A 14,168-nucleotide genomic window follows, 5' to 3' on the forward strand; every position below is an offset into this window, starting at 1 on the left:
GTCTAAACCTCAGAGCTTCAAAGAACGAAGTCGTAGCGCGTTGCCGATCACGGAAACTGACGAAAGGCTCATCGCCGCGGCCGCGATCATCGGCGACAGCAGCGAGCCGAAGACCGGGTAGAGGATACCCGCCGCTACGGGCACGCCGAGCGCGTTGTAGACGAAGGCGAAAAACAGGTTCTGCTTGATGTTGCGGATCGTCGCCTGCGACAGCCGCCGCGCCCGGACGATGCCGTTGAGGTCCCCCTTTACCAAAGTGATGCCGGCGCTCTCGACGGCCACGTCGGCGCCGGTGCCCATGGCGATGCCGACATCGGCGGCTGCCAGTGCCGGCGCGTCGTTGACCCCGTCGCCGGCCATCGCGACGCCGGCGCCCTTGGCATGCAGTTCGTCAATCAGCGTCTTCTTACTCTCCGGCAGCATGTCGGCGCGCACCTCGTCGATGCCGAGCTTTGCCGCCACCGCCCTGGCGGTGCGCTCATTGTCGCCTGTCGCCATGATGATCCTGAGCCCGCTGTCGTGCAGCGCGCGGATCGCCTCGACCGTCGTCGCCTTGATCGGATCAGCGACGGCGACGAAACCGGCAAGCCTGCCGTCCGCCGCGACGAACATCACCGTCTTACCATCGGACCGCAGCGCATCGGCGCGCTCCTTCGCCGCCTCCAGGCCGATGCCCAGATCGTCCATCAGCGCCTTGTTTCCAAGCGAAACGGCGCGGCCGTTGACGGTTCCTGTGACGCCCTTGCCGGTGACGGCCTCGAAGTCGCCGGCGTCGCCGATTTCTGCGCCGCGCTCCCGCGCGCCCTCGACGATGGCCTCGGCCAGCGGATGCTCCGAACCCTTTTCCAGGCTGGCAGCAAGTCCGAGCAGTTCGGCCTCGGGAAAGCCGTCGAGCCCTACGACGTCGGTCAGCCTGGGCTTGCCCTCGGTCAGCGTGCCGGTCTTGTCGACGATCAGCGTGTCGACCTTGGAGAAGCGCTCCAGCGCTTCGGCCTCCTTGATCAGCACGCCAGCCTGCGCGCCGCGTCCCGTGGCGGTCATGATCGACATTGGCGTCGCCAGCCCAAGCGCGCAGGGACAGGCGATGATCAGCACCGAGACGGCCGAAACGATGGCGAAGACCATGCTCGGCTGAGGCCCATAGATGGCCCAGAGGATAAAGGCGACGATGGCGACCAGAACGACAGTCGGCACGAAGTAATAGGAGACGCGGTCGGCAAGTCCCTGGATGGGCGCGCGCGAGCGCTGCGCCTTGGCAACCATTTCGACGATGCGCGACAGCATCGTATCGGCGCCGACCTTTTCGGCGCGCATGACCAGCGTTCCGTTCTTGTTGAGCGTGCCGCCGGTCACAGTGTCGCTTTGCGTCTTCTCGACGGGGACAGGTTCGCCGTTCAGCATCGATTCGTCGACCGAGGAGCGGCCTTCTAGCACGGTGCCATCGACCGGCACGCTGTCGCCGGGTCGCACCCGCAGCGGCTCGCCCGCCTTCACCTCGTCGAGCGGCACGTCCGCCTCGGAACCGTCCGCCGCAATCCGTCTTGCCGTCTTCGGGGCGAGGTCGAGCAGCGCGCGGATCGCCGAGCCGGTGCGCTCCCGTGCCTTGAGCTCCAGCACCTGGCCGAGAAAGACGAGCGCCACGATCACCGCCGCCGCCTCGAAATAGACCGGGACCGTACCGCCATGGCCGCGAAACTGGTGCGGAAAGTGGTTCGGGAACAACGTCGCCACGACGCTGTAGACGTAGGCCGTGCCGACGCCGATCGAGATCAGCGTCCACATGTTTGGACTGCGGTTGACGATCGAATCCCAGCCGCGACGGAAGAAGGGGATCGCCGCCCATAGCACCACTGGGGTCGCCAGCGCCAACTCGATCCAGGCTGCCGGCCGCTCGCTGAGCCAGTCGCGGAACGGCAGGCCGAGCATCGGTCCCATTGTGATCAAAAGCAGCGGGATCGACAGGACGGCGCTCACCCAGAAGCGGCGGGTGAAATCGATCAGCTCCGGATTGGGACCTTCGTCGCGGGTCGGCACACCCATAGGTTCCAGCGCCATGCCACAGATCGGGCAGGAGCCGGGCTTGTCGCGGACAATCTCGGGATGCATCGGACAGGTGTATTGGGTGCCCTTCGGCATCGGCTCCGGCGCAGGCTGGCCGCTCAGATATTTTCCGGGGTCGGCCTCGAACTTTGCTTTGCACCCAGCGGAGCAGAAGTAAAAACCTTTGCCCTCATGGCGCACGAAGTGCTTCGCCGTGGCGCGCTCGACTTGCATGCCGCAAACCGGATCGGTCGCCTTCAGAAACGCTTCCGGCTCTTTCATGAATTTGGTCCGGCAGCCTTCCGAACAGAAATGATAGGGGCGGCCGCTAAAGGTCGCCGACGGCTTTCCAGCCCCCGGATCGACCGTCATGCCGCACACCGGGTCGCGGATGACGACGATTGAGGTAGCAGCCGGCGAGTGCGAGGAACAGCACGAGCCATGGGAAGCGCCAGCGTGGGCGGCATCATGGTGATGGTCGGTCATGGAGCACTCCTAAATGGGCAACTCCACTTCCATCTACGGTTTCCAGTTACTGGAAGGTCAAGTGGTTTTCTGCAAAATGAACGCTACGTTCTGCCGCGATATGGCTGGTGTCCTGGTGCCCCCTCTCAGTCAACACTCATTGCGCAGGTGAGATTTGCAATGGTGCCAGAAATCGCCGCCGCATGATGCGCGGCTAGGAGTGGCACATTACGACAGCCGCTACGACCGCGCTTTCACATCATCGCTCAGTTGCCGCACGATGTTGGCGGTCTTGCGGATATCGGTTTCGCTGAGAGCGACGCCAATGGTCGAGGCGATCGCCAGGAGCCGGGTGTTCATCTCGCGGTAGCCCGCGTCGCCTTTGCGCGTGAGCCGGACGAGCCTGGAGCGCCGGTGCCTCGGATTCTCGATGAATTCGACAAGCCCCTCGGCCGCAAGCTCATCCGCCAGCCGCTGCATCCGCTGGCGGCTGGTGGGCCGCATCTGGGCGATCTGCGGCACGGTCAGCGGACCCAGCAGCGCGAGGCTTCGAATGAAGCCGAACGCACCGCCACCCCAACTGGTGATGAGCCCCGTCTTCTGGCCGAGAGCCCGTATCTTGAAGAAGCACTGAGCCACTTCGAGCATCAGCTCCGTGATCGCCTCGGCCTTGCTGTCAATGATTGGGCCCGCACCTGTCATTCGGCCCACCGCGGTCCTGTGTCCTTTCGAAGCCATCGTCTTCGTCCCCTTTGTCTATGCCAAGTTCTCCCATTGACACCTCTGTTGTCAATTTCTAAGATGACACCTTAGTTGTCGTTTCTAGGCGATTCTGGGTTTCGTCGCCTGCAACACCTGCGAGAGACATGGAAATGGATCCGGCTGGTCAAGAAATAACCGACATCGGAACCGCAGGCGTCGTTGGGCGACCGATCCTTTTCTTTCCTGCCGCTATTCTGGTTGGTCTCGTCTTGGATCGCCTGCTGCCTTTGCCGTTCGCAATTCCGGAGGCCGACGGGGTGCCCTGGATCGTCGGCGGATCCCTGATCCTCATCGGTCTTGTGCTTTTTGCCGCGGGAGTCCGCAACTTCTCCCGCGCTGCGACGCCTTTGCCCACGAACCAGCCCGCCCGCGTGCTCGTGACCACCGGCATTTACCGCTGGACCCGCAATCCCATCTATCTCGGCTTTTTTCTCGTGTACGGCGGCATCGGCATCGCGGCACAAAGCCCATGGGTTCTGATCCTGACGCTGCCGCTTGCTATCGCCGTTCGCTACGGCGTCGTCGCGCGCGAGGAGGTATATCTCGAGCGGCGCTTCGACGATGCTTATCTCGATTACAAGCGACGCGTGCGGCGATGGCTCTAGCGGTTGAACCATTGCTGGCCGACCGTCAAAGGCGGAGTGGCAAATTGAGATCACGCCTCGCCCTCCTCGGCGCTCTCGCAATCCTGCTCGCCTCCTGTGCGAGAATCCCGACGGCTCAGGATGCCAACGATGCTGTTTTCATGCTCCGAGAATACGACAGCTGGGCATGGGCGCTGGGCATTGCGCTTACTGGGCGGATGTGGTGCTGCCAATCCCTCAGACTGCCGTCATTGCCGCCCTCGGCATCATCTACGGCACGGTGTTCGGTGGATTGCTGGGCTGTATTGGCCTGATCAGCGGCGGCGTGCTCGGCTACGCTTTGATGCGCACCTCGGCGCGGTGGTTTGTCGATCGCTTGGTGCCGCCAATCGCTCCACAAGATGGAAACCTTGTTCGACCGGACCGGCGCCTGGGCGATCGTCCTGACGCGCAGTCTCCCCTACAGCGTGCCGGAAGCCATCGTCTTTCTGGCCGGCCTTGCCCGCATGCCGATGCGAAAGTTCACCATAGCACTGACGGTGGGCAGCGTACCGATCGCCTTTGGGTTCGCTGCCATCGGTGCCGGCTGGGCCGATCAGCCAATCCTGGCGCTCATCGTAAGCTATGTCCTTCCCATCCTGCTGCTCCCCATCGCGCTGTATGTCATGCGCTTGCGTACGTCCTGAGCGATGTCGATCCTCGTCACAGTCCTTCGCGCAGCCTCGCTGCTCGCTTTCGCAGGGCCCATCCTGCTGACTGTCGGCGGGCGTGACCATAAACGCAGCAGGCGCGCTGACCGGCATCTTGGCGACCGACCCCGTCGTCGCAAACTTCGCGGCCTTCGGGCTGTTCTTCGTCTTCCTGGCCGCCTTTGCCGGTAACGCCGAGGGTCTCGCGGGGCTTGTGCTGGCGCTGTGCGGATGCCTTCTCGCCCTCGCCGGGGCGGCGCTCGTTCTCAGGTCCCGGGCCGAGCTCGGCGCGGCATGGAGCTTGGTGCCGACGGCAGATCAAGACACAGGCCTCGTGACGACAGGTCCGTATCACCTCATACGTCACCCATCTACCTCGGCCTGTCGATGCTCGCGATGGGCGAGGCCCTTGCCTTCAGCAGCTGGCCTGCCGTCCTGGCTGTGTTTTCCGCGATTGTGCCGACGTTCGTGTGGCGCGCACGTGTGGAGGAGATACTTCTGACCGACATGTTTGGCGATCGGTATGCCCACTACCGAAGGCAAACCAGGATGATGATGCCGTATTTTCTGTAAGGCCTGAATCTCAGCGGCCGCCGCTCCAAAACGTCGACTCGCTAACTTAGGCGGTACTGCATTTGGTACTGTATCGCCAATTGAATCCCATTTAGCCTTGATTTTTATTGGCTTTTCCGCCTCAGTCCGTCCAATCCATCAGGATCTGGCGAGAGCGCTGGCGGCCTTGTTGCGCGAACGCGGAATCGCCAACCACGAACCACGACCGATCTTTGTCGGCGCCCACAATGAGCGCCTGACGCGCTTCGGGGCGACCCACATCGTACGACGAGCGGCGGCCAAGGCAGTGGCCATAAGGCCGGACTTGGCCGAAAAGCCCATATCGCCACACATCTTCCGGCACTCCCTCGCCATGAAGCTTCTCCAGTCCGGCGTGGATCTTTTGACGATTCAAGCCTGGCTCGGGCACGCACAGGTCGCCACCACCCACCGCTATGCCGCCGCGGATGTCGAGATGATGCGCAACGGACTCGAAAAGGCGGGCATCGAGGGCAATTACGGGGCGCGCTTCCGGCCCACCGATGCAGTTCTGCAACTGCTGAACAGCATCTAAGCTAAAACATTATGTGGCGGAGGATGCCAGATTTGGCAGACCCCGGCTGGCGCCGGGACGGCTCCGCCACAAAATCTCACCCGATGCATAAATGCGGATCGCGGCCCAACGTCTCCTGAACCTGCAGAGCGAGGCCTTGCATTCCGCGACGCATATCGGTCCGGCCGACCGCCAACCAGATCCGCACCTGGCTCGGAACCGGGATCATGAAACGCCCAGCGCCTTCACCATCGCCGCCGCCAGTGTCGGCGGTGTGGTCAGCGGAATCCGCAGCCGCACCTTGCCGGCGATCTCCAGCTCGATCACCGCTGGGGGCGCAGCCGGCACCGAAGCGGCGACAGGCTCATCGGGAACCACGACAACTTCGGCAAAGCCTGTCTCGCGGGCTCTCAGCGTGCGGCGCCACTTATAGATCAGACTGGTCGCGACATCGTACTGACGCGCCACCGCCGCCACTGTGGCCCCGGGCGCGAATGCCGCGGCCAGTATCCGGCACTGATCCTCTTCACGCCAACGACGACGACGCTCCGGTCCGGTCAATAACGTCACATGGCTCATGCTGTGCTGCTAACTACGCTCGTAAGGGCGACCTTAAGAGCGCAACTTCGCTACCGTGCCATGCTCGCGCAAGGCGGCCTTCGCCGGGCTTCGCCGGAGGCGTACTATTGACAACCCTATCCTGCAGAATCTGATTTTCCCTGCCACAGCCTGGGATTTTGCATTGCCAGCGGGGAAGAGCCGAGACTTAATAGGCCGGCGTATCATCAGCGGGAATGAGAAGTGGAAGGGATCTGGATAAGCAAGCCTGCACGCGATGCAACCACGTCCGTGGTTTTCGTGCACGGCATTCTCTCGAGCGGCGAAGCCTGCTGGCGCCACTCAAACGGGACGTTCTGGCCTGACCTCCTGGCCTGTGACGAGTCTATCAAAGGCACCGGCGTCTACGTCTTCACGTACAAAACTGGATTTTTCTCGGGCACGTACCGTCTCGGAGACGTCGTTGACGCGCTCAAGGAACACATGCGGCTGGACGGCGTGATAAACAGTCGCCGCATCGTTTTCGTATGCCACAGCATGGGCGGAATCGTGGCGCGCCGCCTTGTTGTGCAACGCGCGACCGAGCTTATCGAGAGCGGAACATCGATCGGCTTGTTTCTCGTCGCATCCCCTTCAGTCGGATCGAGCTACGCGAACTGGCTGAGCCCCCTCGCAAGGTTCTTTGATCACAGCCAGGCCGACGCCCTCCGCTTTGAGCAGAACAACGCATGGCTCATGGATCTAGACCGCGACTTCCAGAATCTCAAAGAATCGAAGCGCCTATCCCTGAACGGTAAGGAATTGGTGGAAGACACCTTCGTTGTGCTCCGAACATTGCTGCGGAAGCAAGTTGTCGAGCCCTTCTCCGGTGCGCGCTACTTCGGCGAAGCGTACAAGGTGCCGAACTCCGATCATTTTTCCATAGCGAAAGTCGATGGCGCCTCAGCAGTGCAACACAGGATGCTCGTTAGCTTCCTGCTCGACGCCGCGCGGGCGGATGAGCTTGAAGCGCCCTCGCCGCCTCCGACACGCTGCCCGCCAGATCCGCTCCGAGCCGCGCTCGCACGGGTGGCCAGCGGAAGCGCGACGGAAGACGACCATCTCGTTTTGCAGAGGGCAGCGTTCAACGGAGCGCTGTTGGTCCTTAGCGAAAGTCAGGGCGGCAGCGCTGCAGCATCAATCATGTCGGGCGATACTGCTGTTCCGATTGGTCACGATCGTGACTTTGTCCGAAAGCTGCGCGACTTCCTTCTACCGGGCCGTCCCGGTCGCCTGCCTCCATTACCGCAGCTCTTCCTTATCGGCCGTGCGGACGCGCTTGCCGAAATCAAGCGGCGAATGGGAATCCCGGACGGCCTACCGCTCCACGCCAGAACCGTAATCAGAGGGTGGCCGGGAGTCGGAAAGACGACACTCGTCAACGCATTCGCCTACGATGTCGAGACCGCTGCGCAGTTCCCAGACGGAGTGCTGTGGACGTCGCTGACGCGGGAGCCCGCTATCCTTTCCGAAATCGGGGCTTGGGGACGTGCATTGGGTGTCAATGGCCTCTCGCGCAGCCCGACCGTTAAGGATGCCGTCGAGCAACTCGCGGAGTTGCTCGCCGATGCCCGTATGCTGATCATTATCGATGACGTGTGGGACGCTGCGCACGCACAGCCCTTCTTGCAGTGCGTCGGACAACGCTGCGGCGTTCTGCTAACAACCCGGCTGCCATCTGTCGCGGAAGAACTCAGTCCGACGGCGGACGGCGTCTACACGTTACCACTGCTGCAGGAAGACGACGGCATGCTGCTGTTGCGGCTCCTTGCACCCACCATAGTGATGAGCAAGCGCGACGCCTGCCTGCAGCTAGTCCGGGACCTTGAAGGGCTTCCCCTCGCGCTCCATGTCGCGGGGCGGATGCTCGCCTCGGAAGCGAGAATGGGCTGGAGCGTGGATGATCTGCTGGTGAGTTTGCGCGACGGCGCCGCGTTGATAAGCGCAAAAGCTCCCGCCGACCGCGCAGACATCGAGAAGCAGACTATTCCCACGGTGGCCGCGCTGCTCCAGCAGAGCACCGACCTGCTGGACCAGCGCACAAGGGAATGTTTCGCATTCTTCGGCGCATTCGCGCCGAAGCCGGCGACATTCGATCTGGAAGCAATTGCTGCCGTATGGAAAGCGGACGATCCCAAACTCGTCGTCAGGGAGTTGGCGGCGCGCGGCCTTATCGAGCCCACGGCAGGACGTTTCCAGATGCACGCGCTTCTCGTGGCGCATGCGCGATCCCTACTCGATCCGTAGGTGAAAGCGATGACTTCACTATTTGAGGCCTGCCGTCGGCACGCAGAACATTTCGGAGCCGTCCTCCGCACGGCGAATACGCGCTATCTGGCAAGCGAAAATGCTCCTCCCGACGGCCTTGTTTTATTCGACCGCGAGCGTCAGAACATCGAAGCTGCTTGGCGCTGGATATCCGAAAATGCCGAAGATCCTAGGGCAATGGAGCTCTGCGCAGAGTTCCCGAATTTCGGGCCGTACATCCTCTCGATGCGGCTTCCGGCACGGGCGTGGCAGTCATGGCTCCACTCGGCCCTTCAGGCTTCGGGGCAATGTGGGGCTAAACGCACACAAGCCAGCCATCTCGGGAACCTCGGCGTCACGCATCGCCGACTCGGCAACGTTGATCAGGCCATCGCCGCCTTTGAAGCGCAGATTGCATTGGCGCGTGAACTGCAACTGCCGCAACTCGAGGCGACAGCCGAAGGCAACATCGGACTGTGCCACGCGGACCGGAGTGACTTCCGCAAGGCCATAGAGCATCAGGAAATCAACCTGCGGATATCACGCGAAATTGGATTCCGAAGGGGAGAAGCAATCGCGCTCGGCAATCTCGGAAACGCATATGCTGACCTAGGCGAATCCGAGCGCGCATCGCGGGCATACGAGGATCAACTGGCAATCGTACGGGTCATCGGAGACAGACAGGGCGAGGCCAATGCGCTGGGCAACCTCGGTCTCGTGGCCATCGACGTGCGTGATCATGTGCACGCCATCGAGTATTTCGGGCAGCAGCTTTCCCTCTGCCGGGAAATCGGCGACAGGATTGGCGAGGGCAACGCACTCTTCAGTTTCGGAAGGGCGTATGATCTCGCTGGCGACGTCGCGCGCGCCATTGAATGCACGGAGGAGGGTATCGCGATCCTCGACGAGACATCGCATCCATTGGCCAACGAAGCGCGCGAATTCTTTTCGAAGCTCGTGGCGAGACAATGATACCGAAGACCGACAGGTGAGCTAGCATTCGCGGTGCATCTGACACATACAGCGTCGCTCAATGCGCGAAGGCGCAATCGGCCAAGCGAACGAGAGACATGTCGGGAGAGCGGCCAATGAGAAATCGTAGAACATGCGAACACAGAGGCTGCACACGACAACGCATCAACTGCCCTAAGAGCGAATGCGGTGATCAAGCCCGCCCCGTAGCTTGTCCTGATGCTCCAATCTCCTTCACAAGGAGGCGCAATTCGGCGGGAGGCGATCGAAAAGCTTCCAGGAACCCAGCCTTCGACACCTCGCGTCCTAGAGAGGATTGGTGCGGGGCGACGTTTACTCGGACCGTCGCCGATAGGAAAACACCGCTTCCTCGATAGTGGGTTTGGCGATGTAGCGGTCTACAGGATCGAACCCTCGAGGCCATCCGCAGCCGGACAGCGAAGGTCACCCTTACAATATTGGCAAGGGGTGTGGATTGTAGAAAGGAAACGGACTATTTGCCTGGTTGGCGGAGCGGGTAAATCACACGTCTTTAGTGAGTCCGATAAGACAAAGGAATATTCTATGACCAATTCTCCCGCACAAGACGGCCAAACGGATATCGTGTCGATTGCCGCCGACATTGTCGCCGCCTATGTGTCGAACAATCCACTGCCGGTTGGCGAGTTGCCGAAGCTGATCGGCGATATCCATGCTGCTCTGCATGGGATCGGTAGACCGGCAACGGAACCTGTGGTCAAACAGGAACCGGCAGTCTCGATCAGGAAGTCCGTCACACCGGATTACATTATCTGCCTGGAAGACGGAAAAAAGTTCAAATCCCTAAAGCGCCATATCGGAGTCCACTACAATCTGAGCCCTGATGAATACCGACAGAAGTGGAACCTGCCGGCCGACTATCCGATGGTGGCGCCGAGCTACGCTGCCACCCGCTCGGCGATGGCGAAATCAATAGGGCTCGGGCGCAAGGCAGAGGTGCCCACACTCGTACCGGCAGCAAAGCCAAGACGAGTTGCTCGGGCGGCGGCAGCGACAGCAACGTCAACAGCAATCAAGTCGCCGGTGAAGAAAGCGCGCAAAGTACCCGCCAAAGCGTAGCGGCTGAACCTGATAGCGGTGGCGAACCTGAATATGGCGAAGCCCCGCGGCGAGGCGGGCTTCGTTGTAAGCCAGATCACCCGGTAGCGCGACGGGACTAGCTAAACGATGGATGTCTTCGCGGGAACACTGACGCCCGCTTTGGACCCACCAGCAGAATTCCATACGAAGATCGCACTTGCCGTGGGTTCCTCTCGGTTGATCCAGCAGCTCAGCGATCTTGGCCGGAGTCGTCGAGCCACTACAATCCCTGCTTTCTGATCGCCTGGTCGACGTTTTGCACAAAGGTCGGATCGTCGCGGTACTCAGGGGTGAGCTTGAGCGCCAAGAGCGCCTGTCGCTGTGCCGGATCTTTCAAGGCTCCGGGTGCCATGCGGGTGAATGCTACCGCGACATAGAGGTTAACCCGATAGCGTCGTTCCGGGTCCTCTTTCTGAGGGATGATCGCAGCGACAAGAGCTTTCACGAGTGTCGTTCGGCCGAACGCATCGGATTTGTCGTAGAGCATCGCAAGATGGGTGGCATACTCCCGCCGCTGATCGCTGAACAATCGCTGCCGGATCAGGTCTGTCGTCAGATCGGCGATCGTCTCTGGGAAGAGAGGCGCAACGTCCTGCTCCCCGGTGAACGCGGCGGGCAGCACGGCAACACATCTCGCGAAGCTCGGCTCACTGAAGCTGCGCAGGGTCAGCAACTGACCGTTTGCCCGCTTGCCGAGTGCATCCCTTATGCGGTCGAGCAGTCGCGCTGTGTTTTCGACATCCGACTGGGCCTTGAGCTGTCGTTCCTTGAACTCGACCAGCTTTTCGATCCAGGCAGCGGTATCACTGAAAGCGTAGCTTGCTACTTGCCGGACTACCTGCAGCAGATTGTACTGGCCGTCCGCGCCTATGTCGGGCGTACTGGCAAGATAGGCGATTACATAACACACGTTAGTATTGTCGACGACGTTGCCAAGGACCAATGTCGCCGGGCTGCGGTTCTCCGACCGCAACCCGGCGGCGAGCGGAATCAGTCCGCGGACAATCTCGTCGTCATTCTTCCACTCCCGGAACCGGCGAATGTCTTCCGGTGTACGGATCCATTCATTGAGTGCGTTGAGGTGCGTCACAAGCACCAGGTTAAGTCCACCAGTCGGGCTCTCGATGTTGATTTCTTTGAAGGTGGTCAACCAGCCTGCGAGCGCCTCTTCCGAGAGCAGCGGCTGGCCAGTCATCGTCTGCGCGCGCGCGGGGGCTGCGCACAGCGTCAGCGCCAGCAACAGGCAGATTGCTGTCTCACGAATTTTCATCGCGGTACCACCGGGTCCTCGCTTTCGACCACCAGCGATTGAGCGCTAAGCACGGCGCGAATGACGACCCGGGGCACTCGATTGACGTCGACAGCATCCCTTACCGTGATGATGAACAGACACGAATCCTGCGACACACGCACCAGGCATTGGTCATTTTGCTCGCCGTTGCCGACAAGGCTGCGGAAACTGAAGTAGCTGAGGTCGGCGGCGTACTTTGTGGTACCCTGTTCGGCTGCGGCACCGTGGAGCTTGATCCTTCCGCTCTCGCCCAGATCGCGCTCGAACACAATGAACTCCAATCCGTTGTCGTCCTCTTTACCGTAAGCGCGCTCGCCAAGCCCGGTCTCAAGGTAGGCGCTCTGGAGAATTTTTCGCAGCGTATCATCCGTCAACTCCGATCGGCCCGCTTCCGGCGTCTTGAGAGCGACATTATCGAGCACGTTGGGATCGGTGCACTCGTTCACCGCAGCGTCGCAGAACTCAAGCCTCACCTTGGTGTATTGATCGTAGTCACGGAACACCTGCCGGATCTGATTCTGGTAGGTGATCACCCCCCAGCCGAAGAATGCCGTGAGCACGGCCGCGCCGCCCGCGACCACCAGGTTCGCTGCACCGGGGGAAATCGCCTTCGGCAGTGCACTTGCCGGTGCGTCGGGCGCCTTGGGCTGAGGAGCTTCGCCCCCCTCCGCAGGTTCCACCAGCCTTGTCACAGTAGCCTTTGCCTCCTCACGCTCTTGAAGCAACTGCGCCGCCAGTTCCGGGTTCGAGCCGAAGGTTCCGACTGCCTGCGACCCTGTGCCGTACAACAGGATTGCCACACCCAGCATTGCCACAAGGAACGTCAGCGATGTGTTAAGCCCTTCTTGCGACGTCAAAAAGGCCAGAGCGAGAAGAAGGCATCCAAAGAAGAAATAGAACGGCGGAGACTGCAATATATCGAACGCCACGTTCCACCATCCCGCCCCCCGCATGCCTGGGAGCAGTGTCTGCGACTCCGACACGATAGCTTTAAGGATTTTCTGCGCCTCGACTGCGCTGAGCGCTTTCTCATCGAGCTTGCGCACGAACTGCTGAATGTCGGCGCGCTCGTCGTCAGACACGCCAGCGAGCAGTACCGCAAGGGCACGTTCTCTTAAACGGTCGTAAGTCGCATCTTCGGCACTGTCGCCGTTGACCACGTTGAGCCCCTCCTCAGCGGCCATTGTCGTAAGTCTCCTTCAATGGATCATGCCCATGAAGCATATCCAATTGTTGCTACACCCATTTCCTAAGCAATCACAGAAGTTTTTTAACTTAGTCTACGTTTTCCGGACCCATTCGCGATCGAAGCGCAGTCAATACGTTTCAAATCGCGCGTTTCTCCCATGGTAAGTATCAGACTACTGCCCGATGCGTGGGTTTGACAAGCTGGTGACGCGCGCACTGGCTGAGCGTTTCATTCAGGCCGGGCTGCGTGAGTGGAGCCTATGCCCAAACCTACCTCAACTCCAACCGCAGAGCGGTCGAACTGCCGATCTGGTTTCGCCGCTGAGCCTCCTAGCGTGCCGGCGCGTCCTGCTTTCCGTGAGAACGGATCCAAAGACGCCCTGGTGACGCGAAAAGACTTACTCGCCGTGCTGAGCTTTGATCCTGGAGAAGTCATGTGGAAACACCGACTTTGATCCTTGACGAAAATCGAGTATTATTGCGTGCTTGGTATCAAACGGGACCAATCGCAATTCTTCTGCGCTGACCGAGCAAACTTCTACGAGTTAGGCAAAGGCACTCAGGGGGTCGCGATGTTTGAGAGGCTGAAGGCGTGGTTTAGAAGAACGTTCGGTATTTATTCCGTCAAGAACGACGCAATTCTGTTGTACTACCTCAGCACACTCGACGTCAGGGCGCGCTGGCTTCGAAGTAGAGGGGTGGCACTGGATCCGGATGGAATAGGCCTTCTCGAAGAACTCGTAGAGCGCCGGAACAAGCTCGAAAATTGTCCTCCAGGCACTTACAGCGAAGGTGACGCTTGGATCGAGGTTTATCGGCTCGAGCGGCTGATGGCTTTGCTGGAGCCTTTCCATAATCTGATTGCCGAAATCAGACTGCGGCTGGACGAAGCTTTGGCAGAAAGGGCAAGCGCGGAGCCACGCTTGCGCGCTGCTTTTATTCTTGCAGAAGCCAACGCATTTGATCGGTCTAAGAGTCCGTATTGAAATTCAGGGATGAGCGTTTCTGCGGATGAGATTGCCGCCCATAGCGACAAGGATCATGGCGTGAGAGACGTCGATGCGCTTCTCGTAGTCGCGCACGAGGCGGCGCCATCTTGTCATCCAGCC

At 60.7% G+C, this 14,168-nt stretch carries 13 protein-coding genes and 1 pseudogene; 7 read left to right on the forward strand and 7 right to left on the reverse strand.

All coding sequences use genetic code 11. The features are described from left to right. Window positions 1-9 precede the first annotated feature (9 nt). A complete protein-coding gene (locus D3227_RS36380) occupies window positions 10-2,526 on the reverse strand; it encodes a heavy metal translocating P-type ATPase (protein ID WP_120018940.1) in 2,517 nt (838 codons plus the stop codon). A gap of 219 nt (window positions 2,527-2,745) precedes the next feature. After that, window positions 2,746-3,207: a MarR family winged helix-turn-helix transcriptional regulator gene (locus D3227_RS36385; RefSeq protein ID WP_167481015.1), complete on the reverse strand. Its 462-nt coding sequence runs from the start codon at window positions 3,205-3,207 to the stop codon at window positions 2,746-2,748. Window positions 3,208-3,371: 164 nt separating this feature from the next. Between D3227_RS36385 and D3227_RS36390 the strand changes: the two genes are divergently transcribed. The 3 genes from D3227_RS36390 to D3227_RS36405 all read left to right on the forward strand — a co-directional run bounded on the left by D3227_RS36390 (window position 3,372) and on the right by D3227_RS36405 (window position 5,666). Beyond that, window positions 3,372-3,872, forward strand: coding sequence for a methyltransferase family protein (locus D3227_RS36390; RefSeq protein WP_120018942.1), 501 nt, complete (start codon window positions 3,372-3,374; stop codon window positions 3,870-3,872). 380 nt (window positions 3,873-4,252) lie between these two features. Next, complete coding sequence (locus D3227_RS36395; protein WP_147377778.1) at window positions 4,253-4,537, forward strand: TVP38/TMEM64 family protein; 285 nt, start codon at window positions 4,253-4,255, stop codon at window positions 4,535-4,537. A 673-nt stretch (window positions 4,538-5,210) separates the two neighbouring features. Beyond that, window positions 5,211-5,666: a tyrosine-type recombinase/integrase gene (locus D3227_RS36405; RefSeq protein ID WP_425374589.1), complete on the forward strand. Its 456-nt coding sequence runs from the start codon at window positions 5,211-5,213 to the stop codon at window positions 5,664-5,666. A 76-nt stretch (window positions 5,667-5,742) separates the two neighbouring features. On the opposite strand, the gene tnpB is transcribed toward D3227_RS36405, so the two are convergent. Together tnpB and tnpA are read right to left on the reverse strand one after the other, a co-directional pair. Continuing rightward, on the reverse strand, window positions 5,743-5,874 hold the full coding sequence (gene tnpB / locus D3227_RS44560) for an IS66 family insertion sequence element accessory protein TnpB (RefSeq protein WP_120018945.1): 132 nt from the start codon (window positions 5,872-5,874) through the stop codon (window positions 5,743-5,745). Continuing rightward, on the reverse strand, window positions 5,871-6,224 hold the full coding sequence (gene tnpA, locus D3227_RS36415) for an IS66-like element accessory protein TnpA (protein ID WP_040582614.1): 354 nt from the start codon (window positions 6,222-6,224) through the stop codon (window positions 5,871-5,873). The genes tnpB and tnpA overlap by 4 nt, the downstream gene beginning before the upstream one ends. A gap of 222 nt (window positions 6,225-6,446) precedes the next feature. Between tnpA and D3227_RS36420 the strand changes: the two genes are divergently transcribed. The 3 genes from D3227_RS36420 to D3227_RS36430 all read left to right on the forward strand — a co-directional run bounded on the left by D3227_RS36420 (window position 6,447) and on the right by D3227_RS36430 (window position 10,559). After that, window positions 6,447-8,489 carry an alpha/beta fold hydrolase gene (locus D3227_RS36420; RefSeq protein WP_120018947.1) on the forward strand — a complete coding sequence of 681 codons (2,043 nt, stop codon included), beginning with the start codon at window positions 6,447-6,449 and terminating at the stop codon, window positions 8,487-8,489. Window positions 8,490-8,498: 9 nt separating this feature from the next. Then, window positions 8,499-9,461: a tetratricopeptide repeat protein gene (locus D3227_RS36425; RefSeq protein WP_147377779.1), complete on the forward strand. Its 963-nt coding sequence runs from the start codon at window positions 8,499-8,501 to the stop codon at window positions 9,459-9,461. 564 nt (window positions 9,462-10,025) lie between these two features. Further along, window positions 10,026-10,559, forward strand: a complete 534-nt coding sequence (locus tag D3227_RS36430; RefSeq protein ID WP_120018950.1) for a Ros/MucR family transcriptional regulator — start codon at window positions 10,026-10,028, stop codon at window positions 10,557-10,559. A gap of 241 nt (window positions 10,560-10,800) precedes the next feature. Here D3227_RS36430 and D3227_RS36435 read toward each other — a convergent pair whose 3' ends face one another. Further along, window positions 10,801-11,850, reverse strand: a complete 1,050-nt coding sequence (locus D3227_RS36435) for a hypothetical protein (RefSeq protein WP_120018951.1) — start codon at window positions 11,848-11,850, stop codon at window positions 10,801-10,803. Beyond that, the gene (locus tag D3227_RS36440; RefSeq protein ID WP_120018952.1) at window positions 11,847-13,055 is read right to left on the reverse strand and encodes a hypothetical protein; all 1,209 of its coding nucleotides are present in this window, start codon (window positions 13,053-13,055) and stop codon (window positions 11,847-11,849) included. Before D3227_RS36440 ends, D3227_RS36435 begins: the two co-directional genes overlap by 4 nt. Before the next feature lie 462 nt (window positions 13,056-13,517). Here D3227_RS36440 and D3227_RS36445 point away from each other — a divergent pair, with 462 nt between their 5' ends. After that, window positions 13,518-14,045: a hypothetical protein gene (locus tag D3227_RS36445; RefSeq protein WP_120018953.1), complete on the forward strand. Its 528-nt coding sequence runs from the start codon at window positions 13,518-13,520 to the stop codon at window positions 14,043-14,045. Between the two features lie 3 nt (window positions 14,046-14,048). Here D3227_RS36445 and D3227_RS36450 read toward each other — a convergent pair. Next, window positions 14,049-14,168 (reverse strand): annotated as a pseudogene (locus D3227_RS36450) (IS5/IS1182 family transposase); the annotation flags it as partial.

The sequence above is a fragment of the Mesorhizobium waimense genome (assembly GCF_003601975.1).
Lineage (GTDB): Bacteria > Pseudomonadota > Alphaproteobacteria > Rhizobiales > Rhizobiaceae > Mesorhizobium > Mesorhizobium waimense.